Source organism: Sphingobium sp. ZW T5_29, from assembly GCF_044987515.1.
Taxonomy (GTDB): domain Bacteria; phylum Pseudomonadota; class Alphaproteobacteria; order Sphingomonadales; family Sphingomonadaceae; genus Sphingobium.
Genome location: NZ_JBJDRM010000002.1, coordinates 178,638 through 202,348 on the forward strand (window position 1 = coordinate 178,638; position 23,711 = coordinate 202,348).

A 23,711-nucleotide genomic window follows, 5' to 3' on the forward strand; every position below is an offset into this window, starting at 1 on the left:
TGAACTGATGTCGCTGAATTTCTTCTCAACTATAGCGAACCGGGAGTGGCGCGAGGGCAAGGTCGAGGCCGTTATCGAGCCTGCGACCGGCGAGCAGATCGCAGAGATGGTCGATGTGGGCGAGCAGGGGGTGGAAGCAGCTGTCGGCGCGGCCAAGGACGCGCGGCGGGGCTGGGCTGCGACGACGCCGAAGGATCGTGCGGCGATGCTGCTGCGGCTTGCCGACGCGCTGGAGGCCAATGCCGACAAATTTGCCGAACTGGAGTCCCGCGACGTCGGAAAGCCGTTGGCGGACGCGCGGGCGGAAATGTTTTCGGCCGCTGACAAATATCGCTTCTTCGCTGGTGCGGGCCGTGCGCTTACCGCGCCTGTATGTGACGAGTACAAGCCAGGCATCACCAGCATGGTGCGCCGTGAGCCGCTGGGCATTGTCGCGGCTATCGCGCCGTGGAACTATCCCATGGGCCTTACCAGCTGGAAACTGGGTCCAGCGCTGATGGCAGGCAACACTGTCGTGCTGAAGCCAACCAACGAAACGCCGCTGACCTCGCTTCTCCTTGGCCAGATCGCTGCGGAGATATTTCCCGCAGGCGTCCTCAACGTTGTCACGGGCGGCGGCAGCACTGTGGGCCGGGCTTTGGTGCGGCATCCCGACGTCGCAATGGTGTCGCTGACCGGCGGCACCAGCACCGGCAAGACGATCATGCGCGACGCCGCCGACATGGTGAAGAAGGTGCATCTGGAACTGGGCGGGAAAGCGCCGGTCCTGGTTTTTGACGACGCCGATCTCGACAAGCTGGTTGCGACGATGCGCGGTGCCGCCTTCCGCAACTCCGGTCAGGACTGCACCGCGGCGACCCGCCTCTATGTATCAAAGAAGCTCGTCGGCGAAGTGACCGAGCGGCTGGTGCAGATGGCTCAAGGCCTGGTGGTCGGCAATGGCTTCCTCGACCCTTCCGTGCAAATGGGACCCGTCGTGTCTCTTCGCCATCGCGACGGCATTGCAAGGCAGGTGGAAAAGGCGGTTGGAGAGGGCGCCCGCATCGCCACGGGGGGTGAAGGCAGCGGCGCTTTCTATACGCCCACCATCATCACCGGCGCTGACCAGCGGTCGGCTATCATTCAGGAAGAACTATTTGGTCCAGTGCTGGTCATCGGCACTTTCGAGGACGAGGATGACGCCATCGCCAAGGCCAATGACGTCGCCTATGGTCTGGCCGCCTCCGTCTGGACGCGGGACATCAATCGCGCCGTGCGGTGCGCGGCGTTGATCGAAGCCGGGTCGGTGTGGATCAACGACCACGGCCCGACGGCGGCGGAAATGCCCTTTGGCGGGTTCAAGCTGTCGGGGATCGGCCGTGATCTTTCGATACACGCGATTGAGGAGCATACTGCGCTCAAGCATGTGGCCATCAGCCATGGGTATCAGCTGTGAACACGCTGACTGGCATGAAGCTGAGCTTCGCGCCGGAGATCGGGGCGACGCTTCAGGAACAGGTCGCTGGCATCCTGTCGGGTTGGACGCTTCCCGATCTGGCTGACGACTATCTGGTCAGCGCGATGAGCGGTGGCGGCAGTAATGTGAACCTGATGCTGGAGGGTTCGCGCCATACGCTTGCCCTGCGTGTCTGCGCGCCCGATCCGGGCCGCTGGGGTGTCGACCGGGCGGCGTCCATCCAGGCACAGAGCGATGCGGCGCGGGCGGATCTCGCGCCGAAGATCTTCGCTTCGACTTTGCCGGAGGGTCATTTCCTCTGCCCGTTCCTGCCCGGGGGCGTCATGACGCCGACGCGGATGCGGGAAGAAGGATTGCTGCCCGCCGTGGTGGAAACGCTTCGCAAATTGCATGCCCAGCCCACCTCTGGCCGTGACTTCTCTCCGTTCGAGGATGCGGCGCATTTCGTAAAGCTGGGCGATGCGGAAGGCGCGGTTCGGCCCGGCGAATTTCCCGGCATGTATGAGCGGGTCAGGGAGATCGCGCAGCTTTTTGCCGAGATTGATGCGCCGCGCGCATTCTGTCACAGCGACCTGGTGCCGCAGAATTTCATTGTCGGCGACCGGCTGCGTCTGATCGACTGGGATTATGCCGGGGTCGGCTGGATCGCGTTTGAAATGGCCAGCTTCGCTTGCCAGGCCGGGCTGACCGACGATGAAACCGAAACGATGCTGCGGCTGTATGACCCGGAGGTCGACGACAGTCAGCGCGCCCGTGTCGCCCTGATGCGGGCGGTCGCCGGCGTCCGGGAAGCGGCCTGGGCCACCATGGCCGAGCCGATCCTGTCTGCGCATACGACACCGCTCGATGGCTGGACCTATCAGGGCTATGCCAGCACCAACCTGTCCGAAGCCCGCAAGGTCTGGGCCGGGGCGGGCTTTGCCGAGATGCTGCAGGCTGCGGCACATGTGCGAGAGGGGGCGCTCTTTTGATGCCTCCGTTCGACACGCTCTGGCACGCCCTGCGCCACTGGGCTGGCAAGACGCCGGATCGTATCGCCCTGCGCGAGGGCGACGGGGCGCTTAGCTATCAGCATCTCGCCGCACAGGCCGAAGGCTATGCCCGTTTCCTCCGCTCAACGGGCGTGGACAGCGGGGATCGGGTGATCATCGTCGGCCTCAATGTCATCGAATGGGTCGTCGCCTATCTCGCTGTCATGCGTCTGGGCGCCATCGTCGTGCCCGCGAACAACCGCATCAGCGCGATCCAGATGGCGGAACTGGCCCGGTTGCTCGACGCGCGGCTGGCTATTTCCGATGAGCGGCATCAGCCTCTGTTTGCGCAGGCGGGCGTGAAACTGCTCTCACTGGAGGCAGTAGCATCCCTGTCGGCACAAGAAGAACTTCCCGATTTCGCATCGCCCCAAGCACCGGCACTCATCAGCTTCACGTCGGGAACCACGGGGGAGCCCAAGGGGGCTTTGTTGAGCACGGCTGCCCTGTGCAAGGCGTCGGAAGTATTCCGCAAATTCTTCCGCGCGACCAGCGCCGACACGACTGTCGTGATTGCGCCGATGTTTCACAATACCGGTTTCATCGACCAGTTCGGGCAGATGTTGCTGGCGGGGGGCGAAACCATGCTGGTGAAGGAATTTCACCGGAAAGAGGCCATCGCCGCCTTCAAGGCCGCCCCTGCAACTTTCGTGACCGCCGTGCCCAGCGTGTTGCGCATGCTGATGATACTTGATGATGCCGATGCCGTGTTCGGCCCGGCCCGCACAGTTCTGTTCGGTGGTTCGCCGATGCCCGCCGCATGGTCGCGGGAGATGCTGGAACGATGGCCGCATCTGGAACTGGTTCATGGCTATGGGCTGACGGAGTTTGGCTGCGCATGCAGCTTCCTGCCGCCCGAAATGATCGTCGATTTCGGGGAATCCGTTGGTTTCCCCGCCCCGGACGCAGAACTGCGCCTTGTCGGCGAAGACGGTCAGGATGTTCCCCAGGGCGAGATTGGAGAGGTCTGGGTCGCTGGCCCAACCCGCATGACCGAATATTGGGGGCGTCCCGAAGCAACGGCGCAGAAGCTGTCAGGCAAATGGTTGCGGACGGGCGATTATGGCCGGATGGACGCAGCCGGGCGATTGTTCCTGGACGGACGCCGTGACGACATCATCAATCGCGGCGGAGAAAAGATCCTTCCTTCTCATCTGGAGTCGCTGCTCGCCGAACGTCCAGAGATTGGATATTCCGTGGTGATCGGCGTGCCCGATCCCATTTTGCAGCAGGTCCCCGTCGCGGCGCTGGAGATCAGGCCGGGTCATGAATTTGACGAAGGCGCCGCACGGACTTTTCTGGCTTCGCGATTGCCCGCTTATGCCATGCCCGCCCATTTCATCCTTTTCGATCCTTTCCCCCGCATTGCGTCGGGAAAGGTGGACCGCCGGAATGTGCGCGAGGCTGTCATTCGAATGCTGAACGACCGAAGCCCAAATTTGGGAGATACTCATGAAACGTGAATTTGATGTGGTCGTGATCGGGGCAGGCGGCCGTCAGGCGCAGGCCATGCTTGCGGCTGCCGCGCGCGGCGCCGATGTCACGCGCTGGCTGGCGCTTGACCGCGCCTGGCGTCCCGAAGCGCGGGCGGCGACCGAAGCGCTGGGCATGCAGACGTGCGAGCAGGACCCGCTGACCGATGCAGCCACGCTGGATGCCCTGATGCGTTCGACGGCGATCGTGGCAAATCTGGCGGGCCCCTATTACCGCACCGGTTTTACCGTCCTTGACGCAGCGATCGCAGCCGGAACCGATTATCTCGACATATGCGACGATGCCGACATCACCGTACCCATCCTGTCGCGCAACGAAGCGGCGAAGGCGGCGGGCGTCACGGCCATTATCGGCCTGGGTTCGACGCCGGGTGTGTCGAACATCCTCATTCGCCTGGCGGTGGATCATCTGGGCGACGCGGACGATGTCGAAATAGCCTGGGTGGTCGATGCCAAGGACATGACGGAAGCGGCGACCAAGCATTTCTGGCATTGCTTCAACCTTGTCGACTTCGACGGCACTGTTCATCCCGTTTCCCTGCCCGGAGAGCTTCATTCGCGGGTCGTCGATTTTCCCGGCACCGTCGGGCGCCAGACGGTGGTGAAGCTGGCGCATCCTGAACCGCTTACCATACCCCGTTTTCTGCCGGTCAAGCGGGCGGTCAACTATGGGGCGATTGCGCCGGTCGATGCTCAGGGTGTGGCTGCGGCGCTTGCCGCCGTGGCGGACGAGCAGCAGCCCGGCAGCACGGGCGAACGCACCGACATGCTGGTCAAGGCGTTCCAGCAGTTCCTGGTCCGATTCAAGGACGGCGAGAGGATCGGCAGCGGGTTGCAGATCGACGTTCATACGAACGGCAATGGCCTGCGCTACGCGTCGGGCGCGGATACAAGCATGGAGGACGCAACCGGCGTCCCCGCAGCAGCCGGGGTGCTGATGCTGGCGGAAGGCGATACGCCGCGTGGCGGCGTGTTCGCGCCCGAGGTGCTGTCTCCCGAAAAATTCTTCGCCGCTCTTCGCCGTGTCAGCCTGGGCGGCGGCGGGCTGGGCGTATTTCGTCTCGAAAATGGTCGGCAGGGTGAAAGGCTGCGTATTCGCGATCTCCTCGCCGGAAAACGGGAGGCCGCATGAGCGACGATATGACAGGCAAGGTCGCGCTGGTCACGGGCGCAGGCCGGGGACTGGGTCAGGGTATCGCCGAAACCCTTACCAAACGCGGCGCCGCAGTCGCGTTGAGCGGACGCAACCTGGGCGATCTTCAAGCCACCGCCGTGAAGATCGAAAGTCTGGGCGGCAAGGCGAGCATCCATACGGGTGACGTTTCGTCGACCGGCGATGTCGAAAATGTGGTGTCGGGTGTCATGAGGACGCATGGCCGGATCGACATCCTGGTCAATAATGCGGGCATCGCCGATGAAGCGGCCTTTCTTGATATTGACGAAGCGGGATGGCGCCGGGTGATCGACGTCAACCTGAATGGCGTTTTCTTCATGACCCAAAGGGTTGCGCGGCGGATGCGCGGACAGGGCTCAGGCGGATCGATCGTCAACATCGGGTCGATCGAAGCCCATGCGGCGGACGGCCCCTTCGCCAGCTATGTGGCGGCCAAGTTCGGCCTGCGCGGCATGACGATGAGCGCGGCCATCGAACTCGCCGAATATGGCATTCGCGTCAATTCGGTCAGCCCCGGCTGGGTGCACACGAAAATGGTGGAAGAAGCGCTCCGCCCCGCAATGCTTCAACATATGCTGAAGGATTTCAAACGCGTGCCGATGAAGCGGATGGTGACGGTCGATGAAGTGGCGGGCGCCGTGGCGTTCCTTGCCAGCGATTCCGCGTCGGGCATAACCGGGACCGACCTGGTGGTCGATGGCGGCACGCTCGCCGATATTCATGTCCACCGTTCGCTTCCCAATGATGAGGATAGCCAGTGACCCGTCCCAGAATCGCCATTATCGGAGCCGGGACCGCCGGCTGCGGAGCCGCCCTTCGTGCCGCAGAGCTTGGCGCGGACGTCATCGTTCTGGAGCGGGACGCACCTGCCAGCGGGTCTTCCGGTCGTTCTGCGGGTGTTTATAATTATCAGACGCTCAATCCGCTCGACATCGAAATCCGCATCCGCGCCAAGGAACTGTTCCTGCGGCTGGAGCGGGAACGCGACCTGCCGCTTGCCAAGATCGGCAATGTGCGCGTCGCTTATAATGACGAGCAGATGGATCGGCTGGCCGCGGCGTTGAAGGTCCAGCGCGAACTGGGCGGCATGGATTCCCGGCTGATCGATCGCGCGGGGCTTCAGGAACTGGTCCCCGACATGCGTGTCGACGACCTTGCTGGCGGACTGTTCGGTCCCACCGATGGGCATCTGGATGGCTATCTTCTCTGCACCACGCTTCTTGAGGAGGCGAAGGAGAAAGGCGCGCGTGTCAGCGTGCAGACGGACGTTCTTTCTCATTCGAAATCGGGCGGCGTACATCGGCTGGAAACCAGCAAGGGCCTGATAGAGGCCGACATCGTCATCAATGCGGCGGGGGCCTGGGCTGGCAATGTGGGCAGGATTTTGGGCCATGCAGTGCCGATAAAGCCGCAGGTGCACGAAGTATTTCTGGTCAAATTGAACCGCGATCTGGGTTATACGGTTCCGATGGTCAATCTCTACATGCCCGGACAGGAAGGGGAGGGGCTTTATTTCCGGCAGGATGGCCCTGACAGCCTTATCGCGGGGCTTCACACCTATGAAGCCATTGATGGGCTGGACGTCGATCCCGACAGTTTCAGTCCCCCGTCAGGTGATGATCATCTGATTACTGTGGCAACATTGCTGACTGAACGCATGGGCATGGACGATTTCGGTTTTTCCAACGGCTGGTTCGGCCTGTATCCCATCAGCATGGATGACCGTTTTCAGGTCGGGCCGTTCGAAGCCGACCCCTCCGTCCTGGTCGTCGGCGGGCTGGGCGGGGTCGGCGTGACGTCCGGTTCGATACTGGGCATGTGCGCAGCCGAATGGGCGCTTTCCGGCAAGCCAACCACCGTTCCCGGCGTCGAGGCGCTTCGGCCCGATCGCCCCAGTCTCAGCAGCTTTCGATGAGTGAGGATATTATGGACGTTCTGTTGACGAACGACGACGGATATCAGTCGGCCGGCATGGCGGCCATGCGGGACGCGATGATCGAAGCTGGCCTGAACGTGTTGTCGGTCGCGCCCGATGGCCCGCGCAGCGGCACGTCGCGATCCGCATCCTTCCGCAAGCCGGTCGTGATGACGCGCGATGGGGGGGATGAACGCAATCCGATCTATCGCGTGGATGGCACGCCCGTCGATTGCGTCCGGGCCGCTATCCTGTCCGGTCTCGCCCGCGATGTCCGTCTGGTGGTGTCCGGCATCAACGAAGGCGCCAACCTTGGCGACGATGCGACCTATTCTTCCACCTTCGGTTCTGCTGCGGAGGGAGCGCTGCTTGGCCTGCCCGCGTTGTCGATCTCACAACAGTCGCGCGACGGGCGGTTCCGGCTGGTCGATCTCACCGATTATGACTATCGCTGGTGCAGCGAAGTGGGCGCCGAACTGGCCGCGTGGATGATCGCCAGCCCGCCGCCGCCGCGCAGCATCCTGAACGTCAACGCGCCGGGCGTTCTGAAGGACCGCCGCCTGAAGATAACGGCGCTCGACCATCGTGTCTGGGACCCCGTTCATTATGAAGCGGTCGAGACGGAATCCGGCCATGGCTGGTACACCTTCCTGACGAATGTGGATCGCGATCCTGTTTTCACGATGCGACCCGGTTCCGACGCCAGCGCCGTCGCGGCGGGTCATGTTTCGGTTACGCCAGTCAGCTTCGATTTCGGCGACGTCCGCGCGGCGGGCCGTCTGCGCCGGTGGATCAGGCAGTCGGTAGAGACGATCAACCCCCGGCTGGGCGCCAGCGATGGCGAATGCGGGAGCGGATGCTGTGGATGAACGGCCCGTCGCGCTGGTCACCGGTGGCGGTGGTGAACTGGGCAAGGCGATCTGCCTCCGCTTGCTAAAGGCGGGCTATCAGCTCGCCCTGTTCGAGCGGGACGAGGCAATAGCTGAGACACTGCGGCAGGAAATGCCGGACGACTTCCTCGTCCTCGCGGCGGATCAGACCGATCGTTCCGCAATAGACCAGGCGATGGAGAATGTGCGCGCGCATTTTGGCCGTCTGGACGTGGCGGTCGCCAATGCGGGCTATGCCAAGTTCACCGGATTTCTGGAGATGGATCCCCAAATCTGGGACCGGCACGTCGCCATCAATCTGAGCGGCACCTTTCATGTCTGTCAGTCGGCGGCACGTCTGATTGCAGAAGGTCGGCGGGGCGGATCGATCACCGTCATATCTTCCTCGCTCGGGCTTCGCCACGCGGACCAGATCGGCGCTTATTGCGTGACCAAATCGGCTTTGCTGATGCTGGTCCAGACCATGGCGGCTGAACTGGGCATTCACCGTATCAGGGCAAATGCCATCCTGCCGGGCGTCATTGAGACGGCCATGACCCAATGGATGGTCGAAAAACCGGGCGTCCGCCGCGATCTGTTGCAGAATACGCCGATCGGTCGGCTTGGCATGACGGATGATGTTGCGGAGGCCGTCGCATTCCTCTGTTCCGATCAGGCGGGGTTCATCACGGGCGCCAATCTGTCGGTGGATGGCGGACAGTCCATATATGGACAACCCGCCTGGACCCGCCAGGATCGTTCGACGCCGTTCGAACCGGTCTGGACCGCTGGCCTGGGCGACGAAGCGTAAGCGACGAGTGCCCGGACGTGCGCGCTACACGGTTGGCTGACGGTCGCGCCAATCGACCGGAGCGATCGCCATGAAGACGGTCGCCTCTTCTCCCTCATAATGTAGTTCGGTGCCGCTGCCGACCCATAGCATGTCGCCCGGTCCAAGCTCATGGATCGCGTCAGCGGTGCGCAGGCGGAACTTGCCCGATATGCACAGGATGATTTCGTCATAGCGGACGGTCCATGGGACCGATCGCCCATCGAACCGGGCGAAATACGCGCCCATCGTCCGACTGGAATCCGGTCCGATCAGCCGCGCGATTTCGGCGGAACCGGGGCCTTCGCCATAATCGGACATGGGTGTTTCATGCAGGCGGAAAAGGCGGATGTCGGCGGTCATGGAAGCGCCCCTTCAAGTGCGTGCAGCTTCGTATCCGATGCGGCTGTCGCGGCCTCCGCCGCAGCCCTGTCTTCCTCCTCGAAGCGTAGGGCGCGGGGCACCGATAGCCACCGCGCGACAAGGATGCCGCAAATTGCGCCAACCAGCTTGCCAAACATCAGCGGCACGATAAGCGAGGGCTGGAAATTCGCGATGAAGGCCAGGGAGTCGCCCAATATCCACGATCCGCACACGGCATAGGCGATCGTCATCACCTTGTTGCGAGCGTCCATTTCGGGGATCAGCCTGAACAGCGTGAGTGGATTGGCGGTCGTCGCGATCAGGCCGCCGCTTCCCACTTCGCTGAAGCCGGTCAGCCTTCCCAGCCTTTCAATGGCCCTGCCACAATAGCGGCGCAGCGCATAAACCATCGGGAATGCGCCAGCCAGCATGATGCCGATATAACCGGCGATCTCCAGCCCCCGGATGGGATTGGCGGCGTCGGCCAGCAACGGATCGAAGGGCCACTTGCCGAACAGATAGCTGAAGACACCCGTGAAATACTGGATGACGCACGCGCAGAATACCAGCTTGATGGCGGCGTCGGCCAGCCGTCCGAACCCCATGAAGCCTCGCACCATGATGTCAGGAATGAAGCGAAGGCCAGCCACTATGGCGCCGACGATGATGGTCAATGGAAACAGGTCATGCAGGATCTGGCCAAAGGTCATGGCCAGCCGGAATGTCGCGGCGCCCTCTGTCGAAACCGTCGGCCTGATGAAGGGCTGGGTGAAAGCGACGATGCTCAGTCCGACGAACAGCGCGATCGGGATGGTGATGAGCCCGGCCATCATGCCCAGCGCCAGATATCGATGGTCCCTTTTGGGCAGCATCGCCAGCGCGACCGGGATCGTGAACACCACATGCGGACCCAACAGGAAGCCATTGAATGACGCGATGATCCAGTTCTCCCGGCTTGAAGCCAGGGCATCGGCCATTTGATAGCCGCCCATGTCCACCGAAACCAGCGTCGTCGCGGCCATCGCCCTGTCCGCGCCCATGAAGGAAAAGAGGGGAACGATCGCGTGGGTGATGGCTGCGGACAATATGGGAGCGGCGGCGAGGACCGCACCTACGGGCAGGAACAGCACGCCGGTCGTGCGGATGCCCTCCATGAACTCCCACCCGATCCCGCTGCTGTCATCGCGGACGGCAGCGATGGCGCCCCACGCCGCGAACAGCATCACGACGCCGATTACATATTGCCCCAACCCGACCATATCGAGTGCCCTTGCACGCTTTAGAACGAACGATCATTCATACTAAGCTATGGGGTGCATCCGTCAAGCGCTCTCTGGCCAGCCAATCTTCAGCATGTTTCGCGCCAGTTCGGACATGCGCCGGGCGACCTTTTCAGGACTGTCGGAACCGCTGGGGCGATACCAAAGCAAGACGTTGTCGCACATCGTCCCGATGCCCAGAGCACAGATGCGCGCATCCAGCCCGGTATCTGACCGTTCCGCCAGAATATCGCGCACGATTTCTGTCAGTATGTCAAGATAGCGGCGCATATGCGACCTGATTTCCTGTTTCGCGCCAGGGCTGCCGATCCTGTCCAGAATCGCGGAATCTATCAGCCTGTCATTGGCCTTGGCGAAAGCGGCGTTGGAAATCTGGTAAAGCACATGGCGGCGGATGAGTTCGTTAAGCCGCTCCACTGGCCCCAGATGCTCTTCATCCTTATCGACGACTTCCGTGTTGAACATGTCGAGCGCCGCGAGCACCGCGGAAATCAGCAATTCATCCTTGGATTTGAAGTGGTTGTAAAAGGCCGGTGGCTTCAGCCCTACTTCTGCGGTCACATCGCGCAGGGATACGGCTTCATAGCCGCGTGAGCCGAACAATTCGACGGCAGCTTTGAGCAGTTCTTCCCGCTTCCCCGATTTTCGGCGAGTCCGCTTGGGTCGCGGGCGGCGCGCGGGATGTGCTGCGCCGTCCGTCTCAAGGGGTGTTTCGCCAAGCTCATGCCCTGATTGTCCGACCTCAAATTGGCTCACTGATTGTCCCTGATGCTCGGATCCAAATGGGCCCATATACTAAACACAAACGACCTTTCATATTATTCCATATCCCATGATGGACCCCTTCGTTCAAATGAAAAGATATTTTCCAAGGGTCTCACATGATGCCCTCTGGATCTAGGAGGCAGAAATCAACGGCGGACAGGACGGATCAGTCCTCCTCTATGGCGTCCATCATCATCTTCAGAGCGATCCTGAGTGTGGCGATCCTGACTGGACCCCGACCGATGTCGCCGAAATGCATTTCACGATGTTCGATCGCGCCGTCGCCGCGGGCGCAGGCCAGATGCACCAACCCCGCTTCCCCGCCTTCGGGCGCCGTCCCCGCATAGCCCGTCACGGCCAGCGCCACGTCGGCATGGGACCCATGCAGGGCTCCTTGCGCCATGGCGATGGCAACTTCGCGGCTCACGGCGCCGCAGGCGTCGATCTGTTTGCGGGCGATGCCCAGAAGCTCGCATTTGGCTTCTTCACTATAAACGACAAAGCCCCGCTCGAAGGCGTGGCTGGCGCCTTCAACATCGGTGAGGAGCGATGCCAGCAATCCGCCGGTACAGCTCTCCGCAGTCGCCAGTTTCAGATTCCGCGCACAGCAGGCCTTGAGTAGTTGTTCGGCAACCTGCTCGACATCATTGGGCAGCGCGGGAGACAGGGTTTGGGCGGGACCTGCCATGTCGATCAGCGTCGCGCGCCCTTGTCGGGCCGCGCCTTGTCGCCGCGCATTTCCGGTCGGCGGCTGCGCCTGTCCCGGCGCTCGAAAAACATATGAGAATGCGCAGCCATGACGGTTCTCCGATGAACGCAGGTTGTCAACGAGGCTGGCTCGCGAGTGTTCCGAACGGGCATGTCGTCCGTGAGCGCCATTCATGTTGGTCGCCCCTTGCTGTGATCGGTCGCAAAATCCGTCCATTTCACGGCTTCGATGGAACGGTCGGGCCCGCCGTTATTTCTGCCCATGAGCCGTGACAGGAGAATATCCATGGGCGACGTGCGTGACAGCATGGGGCGCGACGATGCGCCTCTGACGACAGCGAAAACGGAAGCAGCGGCGGGAGAAAGCATCCCCGGCGCGAAGGGGCGCAGCCTCAGCGGCAAGACGGTGACGATCAACCGACCGCGCCAGCAGCTCTATGATTATTGGCGGGACTTCACGAAGCTGCCAGCCTTCATGGATAATGTAGTAGCGATCGATTGCCTGGACGCGCAGCGCTCCCGATGGACGGTGAGGGCGCCCGGCGGCGGGACTGTCGAGTGGACATCGTTCATCACTGAAGATGTGCCGGGCAGGACCATCGCCTGGACATCGGAAGAGGGCGCGGACGTGCCCAACAGTGGCCGCGTGGATTTCAGCGATGCGCCCGGAGGCCGGGGCAGCTGGGTCACGGCGACGATCCTCTATGATCCGCCAGCCGGGGTCATCGGCAAGGTCATCGCCAAGATGTTCCAGCGCGAGCCGGCCATTCAGGCGCGTCGGGACCTGCGACGTTTCAAGCAGTTGATGGAAACGGGAGAGATCGCGACAGGCGCATACACGCGCCAGCAGCATGACGAGGAGACAGACTGATGCGTGCGCTGACCTGGCACGGCAAGCATGATGTCCGCGTGGAGACGGTGGACGACCCGGAGATCATCAATCCGCGTGACGCCATCATCCGCATCACGTCGACGGCGATCTGCGGGTCCGACCTGCATCTTTACGATGGCTTCATCCCCACGATGAAGGCGGGGGACATATTGGGCCATGAATTCATGGGCGAGGTGGTCGAAACCGGGCCGGGATCAACGCTGAAGAAAGGGCAGCGCGTGGTCGTGCCCTTCACAATTGCGTGCGGGGCATGTTTCCATTGTTCGAAACATCAATATTCGGCCTGCGACAACGGCCTTCCGGCGGATAATCAGGACATCGCGCAAACGCTTTATGGTCATCCCATGTCGGGGCTGTTCGGCTATAGCCACATGACCGGCGGCTATGCTGGCGGCCAGGCGGAATTTGTGCGCGTCCCCTTTTCCGACATAGGCCCGATCGTCGTTCCCGACGGCGTGGACGATGACAAGGTGCTGTTCCTGTCCGACATATTGCCGACGGGCTGGCAGGCTGCCGAATATGCCGGGATCGAGCCGGGTGACACGGTCGCCGTCTGGGGCTGTGGCCCGGTAGGTCTGTTCTGCGTTCAATCCGCATTCCTGATGGGTGCGGACCGGGTCATCGCGATCGATCACTTCCCCCACCGCCTGGACCTGGCGAAAAGATTTGGTGCCGAAACTATCAATTATGAGGAAAGCAAAACCTATGAGGCGCTGATGGAAATGACGGGCGGCGTTGGGCCTGACGCCTGTATCGACGCGGTGGGGCTGGAAGCGCATGGCCTTTTCGCCGACAATGTGTGGGACCAGATCAAGGTATCGACTTTCCTGGGCACCGACAGGGCCCATTCGATCCGCCAGGCCATCCTTGCGTGCCGCAAGGGCGGGCGCGTTTCCATGCCAGCGGTCTATGGCGGCTTTGTCGACAAATTTCCGCTGGGCGCGTTCATGGAGAAGGGGCTGACGCTCAGGACGGGTCAGACCCATGTGCAGCATTATATGCCTGCGCTTCTGAATGCGATCATGGAAGGCAAGATCGACACGACCTTCCTCATCAGCCACCGCCTGCCGCTGGAGCAGGCGGCAGATGGTTACAAGATGTTTCACGACAAGCAGAATGAAGTGACCAAGGTGGTGCTGAAGCCCGGCATGGCCGCGGCGTCGGCTGCCTGAGGAGCGAAGTATGGCGGACAAGTTTGCAATCATTGCGGGCGCAGCGCGCGGTCGGACTGGCGTTCGCAGACCAGATCGGAGGAAAAACCATGACTGACAAGACTGATCCTCGCGAGGATTCGAAAACACCGCGCGGGCCGCTGGGCGATACGCTGCCTGGCCACGAAAAGGCCGATCCCCGGACCGGCGGCGCCCAGCCCCAGGAAGAGGTCGAGGACAGGCCGAATGTCGGGACGGTGAAGCCGGAAGACTATCCGCAAAAGGATCGGGACGCTTCTCGACCGTGAGCTGTCGGTGCTGCTTTACCGCGTTACAGCAGTTTCAACCGAATGTTCCGATATTCAACCTTCATCGGCGGACCAACATGCACCTGAATCCCTATTTCGCCATTGCGCCGACGGCCCTTTGATTCATCAATGGCCGCCGCCATCAGTTGGCCGTTCAACAGATGATAAAGGGACGGGCCCTTGGCGATAATGTGAGCTTCATTCCAGTCAGCTTTGATCGTCCTTGACGATCCTGGCTCCCCAATCGCTCCGATAACCTGCGAAGGCGGTGTGGTTGTTCGCGAAAATTGCCCGCGGCGGGCGATAAAGCTGCGCCCGCGTTCTTCGTAAACCATGGCCGTAAAGAGATTGCGCCCATCGATGTCGAACTGCAGCCCCGATAGCGCAAAGCGGTTGGCTGGGGTGACCTCGTCTTTGACAACCGCGCTGCGGTAATTCACCCCGCTATTGCCGCCAGGCGTGATCCTGTAATCGAACTTCAACTCGAAATCTTCAGGTTTACCGCCGTTCCATATCAGAAATGTATTGCTGCGGAGGAGAGTGTCCGGCGTAACCTCGCCGATCATCGCGCCGTCCTCCACACGCCAATATCTGGGATCTCCCCGCCAGCCGGAAAGGGTTCGGCCATCAAATAACGGCCTGAATCCGGGGCCGTCGCCGTCGATTGGCCGGGGCATCGGCGGCATGGCGTGCCGCCCACGGCCGTCTGACGGCTGCGCCGCTGCAGCAGGGCGCGGGAAAACCGCCAAAGCGCCCATGCCCACAATGAAAGTGCGCCGCCCCGTCATGTAATCCATGGCCATCTCCATCATGCCAGCGTGCCGGCTTTGCTCACAACATCGTTGCCGAAAGTCCTGCTGAGCGCAAGCAGAGCACCTCCGCGCGTTGACATCTTTCGCGATGTTGATGAACGGGCAATGGGCGAAGCGATAGGGCGCGAAGGCCCAGTGCCATGCCAATCAGGCATATCTTGCAAGGGCCGTTATATGAACACTGGCTTGTGTTGCCGCCTATTCAGATTGTCGAGAGGCTGGGCATGAAGAATAATCTGGACAAGCATAGAAGCAGGCGCGCGGAAATCGATCGCAACATGGCGTTGATCGGCGCTAACGGGCTTGATCATTTCGACCGCGAATATCTCTCCAGCCAAGCCGGAACCGAAGCATGACCTCAGCCGCCCAGCCCCGTCCGTGCCCCGCACCCCCCGCCCGGCAAGGACCGCCTACCAGCTTTCGCATGCCCGCGGGCGCGGTCGACACGCATTGCCATGTCATCGGCGCGCCGCCGTCCCACCCAATGGTGGCGGAGCGATCCTACACGCCGCCGCCCGCTCCGCCCGCAGCCTATATGGCGATGCTGGATGCGGTGGGCTTTGCGCGGGGCGTCCTGATCCAGGTCAGCGTACATGGCACCGACAATCGCCTCCTGCTCGAAACGCTCGCCGCCGAGCCGGATCGCCTGCGCGGCGTCGCGGTCATGGAGGCGGATCGGCCCAGTCATGAATATCGGACGGCGCATGAAGCGGGCGTAAGGGGCCTGCGCCTCAACAATCTGTACGGTGGCGGCGTCGGCTTCGATCAGCTTGAACGGTTCGATGCGCTTGCCTGCGAAATGGGCTGGCACCTTCAGCTCCTGCTCGATGCTCGTGACCTTCCCGACCTGGCCCCGCGCATAGCCAAGCTGCGTTGCCCGTGGGTGGTCGATCATATGGGGCACATGCCCTACACAGCAGGCATCGACCATCCGGGCTTCCAGATGCTTGTACAGCTTGTTGCGGACGGCGGGTGGGTGAAGATTTCCGATGCATTTCGCATGTCGGAACTGCCCGACTATCGTGATTCGACGCCTTTCGCGCAGGCTCTGGTGGCGGCCGCGCCCGATCGCTGCCTGTGGGGGTCCGACTGGCCACATGTCGCGCAATGGCGACCGATGCCGACCGTGTCCGGCCTGCTCGACCTGCTCGCGCAATGGGTGCCGGACGAGGCCGTGCGCGACCGCATACTCGTCGATAACCCGACACGCTTCTACGGTTTCTGAGGGGACGGACGGTGCCAAGGCTCGCAGCCAAGACCGCGATGGTCACCGGAGCCGCCATCGCCGAATCCTGCGTCGAACACCGCCGGGCCGGATCGGCCTGAATTACACAGGGTCCGTGATCGAACGGGCAAGGGAGGAGCACGCATGACAATGACGGTCGGCTTCATAGGCCTGGGCCAGAAAAGGCCGGAAACCGACCTCAACGGCAAAAATATTCTGTTTAATATCAGACATTTGAACTGAATTGGCGGAGCGGGAGGGATTCGAACCCTCGATACGCTTTTGACGTATACTCACTTTCCAGGCGAGCGCCTTCGACCACTCGGCCACCGCTCCGCATTCGCTGGAAGGCGGCTCCCTATCCTGTGGCGGGGCGCTAGGCAAGGGGATGCTTGTGTTTCTTTGGCTGCGTTGTCGCCGCCGAAGTCGGCTGGTCGTCATCGCTGGTTGACGATGCCGGGCGGGGCGGCGATCTTGCCTGCGAGGACGAAAGGATCGCCATGATCGTAGGAACCGTCAAAGAGATCAAGAATCACGAATATCGCGTGGGTCTGACGCCGGAAAGCGTGTTTGAGCTGACGGCTCACGGCCATCGCGTGTTGGTGGAGAGCGGGGCGGGCGACGGGATCGGCGCGCATGATGCCCTGTATGCCGACGCGGGGGGAGAGATTGTCCCGACGGCGCGGGATGTGTTCGCCACCGCAGAGATGATCGTCAAGGTGAAGGAGCCTCAGGCCGATGAGCGCGCGATGCTGCGGCCTGGGCAGATACTCTATACCTATCTTCACCTCGCGCCCGACCCGGACCAGACGCGCGACCTGTTGGCGTCGGGCGCGATCTGCATCGCCTATGAAACAGTGACCGACGGCAGTGGCGGCTTGCCGTTGTTGAAACCCATGAGCCAGGTGGCGGGGCGCATGGCGATCCAGGCGGGCGCGACCGCGCTGGAAAAGGCGAATGGCGGTCGCGGCGTCCTGCTGGGCGGCGTGCCCGGCGTGCTGCCCGCGAAAGTATGTGTGATCGGCGGTGGCGTGGTTGGTTTCAATGCGGCGCAGATGGCGGCGGGACTGGGGGCGGACGTCACCATCCTGGATCGCAGTCCTGAAGTGCTGGAGCGGCTGGGCATTTATTTCGAGGCGCGGGCCAAGACCCGCTTTTCCAATCGCGCCAACCTGGCGGAATGCGTCGCTGACGCGGATTTGGTCATCGGCGCGGTGCTGATACCGGGGGCTGCGGCGCCCAAGCTGGTGTCTGCGGATATGCTCAAGACGATGAAGAAGGGGGCGGTGCTGGTCGATGTGGCGATCGACCAGGGCGGTTGTTTCGAAACCAGCCATCCCACGACCCACGCTGATCCAACTTATGTGGTGGACGGCATTGTCCATTATTGCGTCGCCAACATGCCGGGCGGAGTGGCACGCACCAGCACCTATGCGCTGAACAATGTGACCTTGCCCCATGCATTGCGCATCGCCGACCTTGGATGGAAGGAAGCGTTGCGTTCGGACCCGCATCTGATGAATGGTTTGAATGTGTGGGAGGGGCAAATCACCTATCGCGCCGTCGCAGAAGCGCTGGGCTTGGCCTATACGCCTGCTGAACAGTCGGTTGCCTGACCGTCAATCCGCGTCGGGATCGCGGAAATTCAGGCGGCGCGTGACGGTATAGTCGAGGAAGCCAACGAGAAAATAGCTGATCCACTGCTTGACCAGGGTAAGCGGGCCACGTTGCGCCTTGTGGCTTTCCAGTGTGACCTGTCGGCTTTCCGCGGCGCGACGGTCGATGAATTTTCGCATCTCTGCCGCAAAAGCCGCGTCTTCGATGCGCAGCATGATTTCCAGGTTCAGGAACAGGCTGCGCATGTCGAAATTGGCCGATCCAATGAAGACCACGTCGTCGATGACGATCAGCTTCATGTGCAGCTTGCAGGATTGATATTCCCAGATCTCGACGCCGCGCTTCAACAGGGGGCCGTAGAGCAGGCGCGCCGCCGCGACGGTCGCACGATTGTCCGAGCGTGAGGGCAGAATGAGCCGGGCGCCTTCGCGCCGCGCTGCCCTGGCGATGCGCTTCAACATGCCGCGACCGGGCGAAAAATAGGCCTCTACCATGTCCAGCCGCCGGGCATGTTCAAGGTCGTTCTTGACCACCTGCGCCCAGGGGCTGAGCCGACGCGTGGGTCCGCCCACCAGCCAGCGCATCGGGTCGCGCGGATCATGATGCCAGTGCCGGACCATCCTTCGCAGGGTTCGGAAACTTTGCCCCCTGGTCGATACCCAGCGCCACAATTGCCCGTACCAGCGCACCATGGCCTCAACCTGCGGCCCGTCGATCAGCAGCCCCAGATCGGCCCAGGCGTCATCGGTGGGCAGGCCGAAATAGGCGTCCTCGACATTGAAGCCGCCCAGCATCAGTCGCCGGTCGTCGGCAATTGCCATCTTTTGATGGTTGCGGATCAGGTAGCGGGTGGACCGGCGCGCGCCGAAGCGGCCGAAATGACCGCCGACCGCGATCAGGGGATCGAAGAATGACAGGGGCGTATCGGCCGATCCGAAGGCGTCGATCATCAGGGTCACGGCGACCCCGCGCTGCCGCGCGGCGACCAGCCGATCGAGCACCATCCGCCCGCTTTCGTCATTGGCGAAGATGTAATAATAGAGTTTCAGGCTCTGCGTAGCACCGTCGATCAGGTCGATCAGCGCGTGGCGAAGGGCGGGACCCGTTTCCACGACAGTGAGGCGATTACCCTGAACCGACAGGCTGATGGCGGTTTCGTCCCGCCCGGTTTCGATCCGCCTGTTCGTCGACATCCCCTGTTCATGCCCTTAATCGGCGCAGCATGCCAAAGCTTTATGGCCTTTTCATTGACTCAGCCGATTGCCCCTGTTAGGCGCGCATTTCACGATTTCCATGTTCAGGAGGGCACTTTTGGCCCGCGTTACCGTCGAAGATTGCGTCGATAAGGTTACCAACCGCTTTGATCTCGTCCTGCTCGCCGCCCAGCGCGCGCGGGAGATTTCTGGCGGTGCCGAGCTGACACTGGACCGCGACCGCGACAAGAATCCGGTCGTCGCCCTGCGCGAAATTGCTGAAGAAACCATCCTGCCGGTGGATCTTAATGATTCGCTCGTCGCATCTCTGCAAAAGGTGCAGATTGATGATGACGATACCCCGGACGAAATCGGATCGATCGCCCAGTCGGCGGAGGCTTTGCGCCTGACCGCCGCTGCGCCGCCGCGCAACCAGAATATTGGTGGCGACTACGACGGCTGATCGCCTGACGGTTTGGAGAGGGAAAGAGGCCCGGCCTGCGCAAGCAGGACCGGGCTTCGACCTTTTTGGGCGGCATGAGTCCCGCGCCTTGTGTACCGAAGCATGTTTGGATCGGATTGGTCCGGGCTTTGCTCAATTTCATCCTTATTCCAGGCATTTTCCCAGAGCGGGAGGCGATGCCATCTGCCTTGAAAATCCTTTAGGAGGGCGGGCATGACGAAAATGACCTGCCATTGCGGCCAGATTGAGGTGCGAATCTTCAAGCAGCCGGACCATATCAATGAGTGCAACTGCACGCTTTGCAACAAGACCGGCGCACGCTGGTCCTATTTCCACCCGTCGGATGTGCGCGTTGACGGCGTGACGACGGGATATTGCCGGCAGGACAAGGATGATCCGGGTGCGGAAGTGCATTTTTGCCCTGGTTGCGGTTCGACCACCCACTTCAACCTGACCGCCAGCGCCATATCCAGGTTCGGCAACAGTCTGATGGGCGTCAACATGTGGCTGGCGGATGAAGCCTACCTTGCGGGCATGGAACTGCGCTATCCTGACGGGCGGGCCTGGTCAGGCGAGGGTGAGTTCGGCCATGTCCGGGGAGCGCGAGTCATCGGGCGGACGGACGTTTTGGGTTAGCGGATGGCGCCGATCGTCGTCGGGCCATGTCCGACCCGGCGTTTTTGGCGCGTGGCGCTGGCGTCTCAATTGTTCAGGCAGAAATCCCGCAGCGCCCGTGCGTCATGCAGGGCGTTGTGGGGTATGCGGCTGTTGGCCGCCGCGCTGAATCCCGCCGCGTTGACGAGTTGCAGTTTCAATCCGTTGAGGTCGACCATCTGCCCCGGCCCCGTCACCAACAGGGCGCAAAAATGCGCGAGATCCTCTGGCCAGTCGGCGACGATCACCGGTTCGGCGTCGCCCGCCAGATAGTCGGCCAGATGATGCGCCGCCTCTACCCGGTCCAGTTCCATGTCGATGCCGGGCGGGACATGGCGAAGATAGGGGATGACATTGCGTTCGACCCAGCCATGGGCCTGTTCCTGCAGCGGAAGCGATACGTAGAATTCATCGTCGCCAAATTCGGGGACCAGCGCCACGCTGATCAGCGCGCCGGCAAATCCGTTGAATTCGGTGTCGAGGAAATAACGCATCGGGACAATCTGCCTGTTGGGAGTAAGGGGCGGGGACCTGGTCCGGCAGATAGGGGGCGATTGGCGTTAGCGCCAGTGCCGCGAAAATTTGCGCCGCGCGGGCCAAGCTGGCATGCGCGCCGTGACAGGAAGGAAATCCATGCAGCCTCGCGAATTGATCGACACAGCGCCCATCCCCGGCGGCCAGGAACTGAAGCTCTACCGGCGCGGTGGCGACCATATGATCGTGCTCGACCGCAATGAGTTGATGAGCAGCCGCATGAGCGGTTCGGAAAAGGCGCTGGCGGTACTGACGCTGGACCGGCTGAAAAATGTCGGCAATCCCCATCTGTTGATCGGGGGCTATGGCATGGGCTTTACCCTGCGCGCGGCGCTGGCCCAGATGGGGCCGGGCGGGCGGATCACGCTGGCTGAACTGGTGCCGCAGATCATCGCCTGGGCGCGCGGCCCGATGGTGGAACTGGCGGCGGGATGCCTGGACGATCCGCGCGTGCGATTGGTGGAAGGCGATGTCGCGGCGCTGATTGCGTCGGCGCCCGGCAGCTATGACGCGATCCTGCTGGATGTCGACAATGGGCCGGACGGCCTGACGACGCCCGGCAACGACCGGCTCTATTCGGCGGCCGGGCTTGCCACGGCCAAGGCTGCGCTGAAACCCGGCGGGATATTGGCGATATGGTCCGCCGCGCCGGATGTCGCCTTCACCCGCCGCCTGCGCGATGCGGGCTTCCTGGTCGAAGAAGTCGCTGTGAAAGCGCGCGACAATGGCAAGGGGCCACGCCACGTCATCTGGTTCGCAACGAAGCGTTAGGCCGGGTTTTCGGGCAGCGCCCAATCGATCGCGCCGCGTCCTTTCGCATCCAGAAACATGTTGGCCTGGGAAAAATGGCGGCAGCCCAGAAAGCCATTATGTGCGGACAGGGGGGATGGGTGCGCGGCTTTTAGAACCAGGTGCCGTGATTGATCGACAAACGCCGCTTTGCGCTGTGCATGCGCGCCCCACAGCAGGAACACAACGGGTTCTTCCTTGTCGTTGACCAGCCGCACGATGGCGTCGGTAAACTGTTCCCAGCCCTGTTTTTGATGAGACGCGGCACGGCCCATTTCCACCGTCAGCACGCTGTTGAGCAGTAGCACGCCCTGCCGCGCCCAATGTTCCAGAAAGCCGTGGCGCGGGGCGGCAATGCCCAGGTCGCTCTTCAATTCCTTGTAGATGTTGCCCAAGGAGGGCGGCGTTCGCACCCCTGGCTGCACGCTGAAGCAAAGCCCATGCGCCTGGCCTTCGCCATGATAGGGGTCCTGCCCCAGGATGACGACCTTCACCGCGTCGAGCGGGGTCAGGTCGAGCGCGCGGAAATATTGGGCGTCATCGGGAAAGACGCGCTTGCCCTGGGCTTTCTCGTCCTCAAGAAAGCGCTTCAGTCCTTCCATATAGGGTTGCTGAAACTCCTGGCTCAGCGGGGCACGCCAGCTTTCTTCGAGCATGTTCAAGGTGGTCATCGCGTGCTGATGAACCGTGCGATGAAGCCGTGTCAACAGCGCTGGGGCCTTGCCCCGGCACCGTGAATCGGAGAAGGATAATCTATGCGACGCCTTTTTTCCTTCACTGCCCTGTTGGCGGGCCTTGGCCTGTTCCTTGCTCCGCTGCCTGCTGCCGACGCTTTCGGGCCGACGCCCAATGTCGTGCAGAGGACGGCCGAATCGCGGCTGCTGGGGGAGTTTGCACGGTTCGCGACGTTGACGGACGGCACGGTCGGCATCGCCGTGCGCGACCTGCACAGCGGCCAGTCGATCGGCATCAACAATGACACGCTGTTCCCCATGGCCAGCACCTACAAGGTCGCGGTGGCGGGCAAGATATTCTCGCTAGCCGACGCGGGAGCGCTTAGCCTGGACGAGCGGCTGCCGCGTTTTGGCGCGCCGCTGTCGGTGACGACGCTGCTGGAGCTGATGCTCACCCGTAGCGACAATGAAGCGACCGACCTGCTGGTGGCGCGGGCGGGCGGGCCGCAGGCGGTGAACCGCTGGCTCCAGTCGGTCGGCATTCGCGGCCAGCGGGTCGACAGCAATACCGCTCAACTGCTGGCGCGCGCAAAGGTCGTCACGGCGAACGGCGACGAACCCGCGATGGAAGCGGCGCTTTCCGCCCGGCAGCGCGATGCGCGCGACTTGCCCAACATGGCCTTTGCCGCTGACCCGCGCGACACATCCACGCCGCGCGCGATGAATGACCTGCTGTACGCGATCCACCAGGCCAAGGCGCTCAAGCCCGGCAGCAGCGCGGCGCTGATCGCCATCATGGCCCGGTGCAAGACAGGCAAGGCGCGGCTGGCCGGCATGCTGCCCCCTGGCACGATGATCGCGCACAAGACGGGGACCCTGAATGGCCTGGGCAACGACGCGGGCATCATATCGCTGCCTGACGGGCGGATGTTCGCCATATCGGTTTTCGTGATGAAAGATCGGCGGGGGCATGTGCTGCGCGACCGGATCATGGCGGAAGTCGCGCGCGCGGCCTACGACTATTTCCTCTTCGCCCCCGAAAGCCGCACGGCCTGACGTATCTGGCCTATACGTCTGGGTGATAGCCACTAAGCTGGCTTCCGCACCGGAGGTGAGGAAAGATGCACGCGCAGGATTTCAGCGACTTCTGGCCCTATTATTTGCAGGAACATGCGCAGCCCGGCACCAGGGCGCTGCATTATGTGGGGACCAGCATGGCGGTCGGTTTGGCGGCCGTGCTTCCGCTTGCCGGTCGCTGGTGGATGATCCCCGCCGTGCCGTTGGCAGGATATGGCTTCGCCTGGCTCAGTCACAGCCTGATCGAGCGTAATCGACCCGCAACCTTCCGCCATCCGGTCTGGTCGCTGCGCGCGGATTTTCGCATGTGGTATCGGTTCGTCACCTGCCGAATGGGTCGCGAACTTGCCAAAGCGGGCGTGCGGCCCGACGGGTCGGTTGATCCCGCCAAGCGGCGAGAGTTGTAATCGACGCTGCGGTTTCAGGCGTCCGATAGCAT

General features: G+C 62.3%; 27 protein-coding genes and 1 tRNA gene. 19 read left to right on the forward strand and 9 right to left on the reverse strand.

From position 1 onward, the window contains the following. The first annotated feature begins 7 nt into the window (after nucleotides 1–7). From ACI3KQ_RS02175 to ACI3KQ_RS02210, 8 genes are read left to right on the forward strand one after another with little or no spacing between them, the layout of a single operon-like run. A complete protein-coding gene (locus ACI3KQ_RS02175; protein ID WP_404954351.1) occupies nucleotides 8–1,435 on the forward strand; it encodes an aldehyde dehydrogenase family protein in 1,428 nt (475 codons plus the stop codon). Continuing rightward, entirely contained in the window at nucleotides 1,432–2,427 is a 996-nt protein-coding gene (locus ACI3KQ_RS02180) for a phosphotransferase (protein WP_404954353.1), read from the forward strand. Before ACI3KQ_RS02175 ends, ACI3KQ_RS02180 begins: the two co-directional genes overlap by 4 nt. After that, nucleotides 2,427–3,950 carry a class I adenylate-forming enzyme family protein gene (locus ACI3KQ_RS02185; RefSeq protein WP_404954520.1) on the forward strand — a complete coding sequence of 508 codons (1,524 nt, stop codon included), beginning with the start codon at nucleotides 2,427–2,429 and terminating at the stop codon, nucleotides 3,948–3,950. Before ACI3KQ_RS02180 ends, ACI3KQ_RS02185 begins: the two co-directional genes overlap by 1 nt. Continuing rightward, complete coding sequence (locus tag ACI3KQ_RS02190; protein ID WP_404954355.1) at nucleotides 3,940–5,112, forward strand: saccharopine dehydrogenase family protein; 1,173 nt, start codon at nucleotides 3,940–3,942, stop codon at nucleotides 5,110–5,112. Before ACI3KQ_RS02185 ends, ACI3KQ_RS02190 begins: the two co-directional genes overlap by 11 nt. Then, complete coding sequence (locus ACI3KQ_RS02195; RefSeq protein ID WP_404954357.1) at nucleotides 5,109–5,915, forward strand: SDR family NAD(P)-dependent oxidoreductase; 807 nt, start codon at nucleotides 5,109–5,111, stop codon at nucleotides 5,913–5,915. Before ACI3KQ_RS02190 ends, ACI3KQ_RS02195 begins: the two co-directional genes overlap by 4 nt. Then, entirely contained in the window at nucleotides 5,912–7,069 is a 1,158-nt protein-coding gene (locus ACI3KQ_RS02200; protein ID WP_404954359.1) for an NAD(P)/FAD-dependent oxidoreductase, read from the forward strand. Before ACI3KQ_RS02195 ends, ACI3KQ_RS02200 begins: the two co-directional genes overlap by 4 nt. After that, nucleotides 7,066–7,938, forward strand: coding sequence for a 5'/3'-nucleotidase SurE (gene surE, locus ACI3KQ_RS02205; protein ID WP_404954361.1), 873 nt, complete (start codon nucleotides 7,066–7,068; stop codon nucleotides 7,936–7,938). Before ACI3KQ_RS02200 ends, surE begins: the two co-directional genes overlap by 4 nt. After that, nucleotides 7,907–8,749: an SDR family NAD(P)-dependent oxidoreductase gene (locus tag ACI3KQ_RS02210; protein WP_404954363.1), complete on the forward strand. Its 843-nt coding sequence runs from the start codon at nucleotides 7,907–7,909 to the stop codon at nucleotides 8,747–8,749. The genes surE and ACI3KQ_RS02210 overlap by 32 nt, the downstream gene beginning before the upstream one ends. Nucleotides 8,750–8,773: 24 nt before the next feature. Here the strand turns inward: ACI3KQ_RS02210 and ACI3KQ_RS02215 are convergent, their stop codons facing one another. The 4 genes from ACI3KQ_RS02215 to ACI3KQ_RS02230 all read right to left on the reverse strand — a co-directional run bounded on the left by ACI3KQ_RS02215 (nucleotide 8,774) and on the right by ACI3KQ_RS02230 (nucleotide 11,863). Then, nucleotides 8,774–9,130 (reverse strand): hypothetical protein, encoded by a 357-nt coding sequence (locus tag ACI3KQ_RS02215; protein WP_404954365.1) that lies wholly within the window; start codon nucleotides 9,128–9,130, stop codon nucleotides 8,774–8,776. Then, the gene (locus tag ACI3KQ_RS02220; protein ID WP_404954367.1) at nucleotides 9,127–10,389 is read right to left on the reverse strand and encodes an ethanolamine utilization protein EutH; all 1,263 of its coding nucleotides are present in this window, start codon (nucleotides 10,387–10,389) and stop codon (nucleotides 9,127–9,129) included. The genes ACI3KQ_RS02215 and ACI3KQ_RS02220 overlap by 4 nt, the downstream gene beginning before the upstream one ends. 63 nt (nucleotides 10,390–10,452) lie before the next feature. After that, nucleotides 10,453–11,166: a TetR/AcrR family transcriptional regulator gene (locus ACI3KQ_RS02225; protein WP_404954369.1), complete on the reverse strand. Its 714-nt coding sequence runs from the start codon at nucleotides 11,164–11,166 to the stop codon at nucleotides 10,453–10,455. Between the two features lie 175 nt (nucleotides 11,167–11,341). Further along, nucleotides 11,342–11,863: a CinA family protein gene (locus tag ACI3KQ_RS02230; RefSeq protein WP_404954370.1), complete on the reverse strand. Its 522-nt coding sequence runs from the start codon at nucleotides 11,861–11,863 to the stop codon at nucleotides 11,342–11,344. A gap of 306 nt (nucleotides 11,864–12,169) precedes the next feature. Here ACI3KQ_RS02230 and ACI3KQ_RS02235 point away from each other — a divergent pair, with 306 nt between their 5' ends. From ACI3KQ_RS02235 to ACI3KQ_RS02245, 3 genes are all read left to right on the forward strand, one after another. Then, a complete protein-coding gene (locus tag ACI3KQ_RS02235) occupies nucleotides 12,170–12,754 on the forward strand; it encodes an SRPBCC family protein (RefSeq protein WP_404954372.1) in 585 nt (194 codons plus the stop codon). Beyond that, complete coding sequence (locus tag ACI3KQ_RS02240; RefSeq protein WP_404954374.1) at nucleotides 12,754–13,947, forward strand: zinc-dependent alcohol dehydrogenase; 1,194 nt, start codon at nucleotides 12,754–12,756, stop codon at nucleotides 13,945–13,947. The genes ACI3KQ_RS02235 and ACI3KQ_RS02240 overlap by 1 nt, the downstream gene beginning before the upstream one ends. A gap of 89 nt (nucleotides 13,948–14,036) precedes the next feature. Continuing rightward, nucleotides 14,037–14,234: a hypothetical protein gene (locus tag ACI3KQ_RS02245; RefSeq protein ID WP_404954376.1), complete on the forward strand. Its 198-nt coding sequence runs from the start codon at nucleotides 14,037–14,039 to the stop codon at nucleotides 14,232–14,234. Nucleotides 14,235–14,257: 23 nt separating this feature from the next. On the opposite strand, the gene ACI3KQ_RS02250 is transcribed toward ACI3KQ_RS02245, so the two are convergent. Continuing rightward, on the reverse strand, nucleotides 14,258–15,046 hold the full coding sequence (locus ACI3KQ_RS02250; protein WP_404954378.1) for a DUF1080 domain-containing protein: 789 nt from the start codon (nucleotides 15,044–15,046) through the stop codon (nucleotides 14,258–14,260). A gap of 224 nt (nucleotides 15,047–15,270) precedes the next feature. On the opposite strand from ACI3KQ_RS02250, the gene ACI3KQ_RS02255 reads away from it, so the two are divergent. Then, nucleotides 15,271–15,402 (forward strand): hypothetical protein, encoded by a 132-nt coding sequence (locus tag ACI3KQ_RS02255; protein WP_404954380.1) that lies wholly within the window; start codon nucleotides 15,271–15,273, stop codon nucleotides 15,400–15,402. Beyond that, nucleotides 15,399–16,271, forward strand: coding sequence for an amidohydrolase family protein (locus tag ACI3KQ_RS02260; protein WP_404954382.1), 873 nt, complete (start codon nucleotides 15,399–15,401; stop codon nucleotides 16,269–16,271). The genes ACI3KQ_RS02255 and ACI3KQ_RS02260 overlap by 4 nt, the downstream gene beginning before the upstream one ends. Before the next feature lie 245 nt (nucleotides 16,272–16,516). Here ACI3KQ_RS02260 and ACI3KQ_RS02265 read toward each other — a convergent pair. Beyond that, nucleotides 16,517–16,607 (reverse strand) — tRNA-Ser (locus ACI3KQ_RS02265). 164 nt (nucleotides 16,608–16,771) lie between these two features. Here ACI3KQ_RS02265 and ald point away from each other — a divergent pair. After that, nucleotides 16,772–17,887: an alanine dehydrogenase gene (ald, locus tag ACI3KQ_RS02270; protein WP_404954522.1), complete on the forward strand. Its 1,116-nt coding sequence runs from the start codon at nucleotides 16,772–16,774 to the stop codon at nucleotides 17,885–17,887. A 3-nt stretch (nucleotides 17,888–17,890) separates the two neighbouring features. Here the strand turns inward: ald and ACI3KQ_RS02275 are convergent, their stop codons facing one another. Further along, nucleotides 17,891–19,081 (reverse strand): phospholipase D-like domain-containing protein, encoded by a 1,191-nt coding sequence (locus tag ACI3KQ_RS02275; RefSeq protein WP_404954384.1) that lies wholly within the window; start codon nucleotides 19,079–19,081, stop codon nucleotides 17,891–17,893. 118 nt (nucleotides 19,082–19,199) lie between these two features. Between ACI3KQ_RS02275 and rpoZ the strand changes: the two genes are divergently transcribed. Both rpoZ and ACI3KQ_RS02285 read left to right on the forward strand, forming a co-directional pair. Next, on the forward strand, nucleotides 19,200–19,544 hold the full coding sequence (gene rpoZ / locus ACI3KQ_RS02280) for a DNA-directed RNA polymerase subunit omega (protein ID WP_167302256.1): 345 nt from the start codon (nucleotides 19,200–19,202) through the stop codon (nucleotides 19,542–19,544). A gap of 213 nt (nucleotides 19,545–19,757) precedes the next feature. After that, nucleotides 19,758–20,180, forward strand: a complete 423-nt coding sequence (locus ACI3KQ_RS02285) for a GFA family protein (protein ID WP_404954386.1) — start codon at nucleotides 19,758–19,760, stop codon at nucleotides 20,178–20,180. 65 nt (nucleotides 20,181–20,245) lie between these two features. On the opposite strand, the gene ACI3KQ_RS02290 is transcribed toward ACI3KQ_RS02285, so the two are convergent. After that, nucleotides 20,246–20,692, reverse strand: coding sequence for a hypothetical protein (locus tag ACI3KQ_RS02290; RefSeq protein ID WP_167302676.1), 447 nt, complete (start codon nucleotides 20,690–20,692; stop codon nucleotides 20,246–20,248). A gap of 139 nt (nucleotides 20,693–20,831) precedes the next feature. Between ACI3KQ_RS02290 and ACI3KQ_RS02295 the strand changes: the two genes are divergently transcribed. Beyond that, nucleotides 20,832–21,503, forward strand: a complete 672-nt coding sequence (locus tag ACI3KQ_RS02295; protein ID WP_404954388.1) for a spermidine synthase — start codon at nucleotides 20,832–20,834, stop codon at nucleotides 21,501–21,503. On the opposite strand, the gene ung is transcribed toward ACI3KQ_RS02295, so the two are convergent. Next, on the reverse strand, nucleotides 21,500–22,192 hold the full coding sequence (gene ung, locus ACI3KQ_RS02300; RefSeq protein WP_404954390.1) for a uracil-DNA glycosylase: 693 nt from the start codon (nucleotides 22,190–22,192) through the stop codon (nucleotides 21,500–21,502). The genes ACI3KQ_RS02295 and ung overlap by 4 nt on opposite strands. 84 nt (nucleotides 22,193–22,276) lie before the next feature. Here ung and ACI3KQ_RS02305 point away from each other — a divergent pair, with 84 nt between their 5' ends. Together ACI3KQ_RS02305 and ACI3KQ_RS02310 are read left to right on the forward strand one after the other, a co-directional pair. Next, nucleotides 22,277–23,251, forward strand: coding sequence for a serine hydrolase (locus ACI3KQ_RS02305; protein WP_404954392.1), 975 nt, complete (start codon nucleotides 22,277–22,279; stop codon nucleotides 23,249–23,251). 65 nt (nucleotides 23,252–23,316) lie between these two features. Continuing rightward, nucleotides 23,317–23,679, forward strand: coding sequence for an Mpo1-like protein (locus ACI3KQ_RS02310; RefSeq protein ID WP_404954394.1), 363 nt, complete (start codon nucleotides 23,317–23,319; stop codon nucleotides 23,677–23,679). The last annotated feature ends 32 nt before the right edge of the window (nucleotides 23,680–23,711 follow it).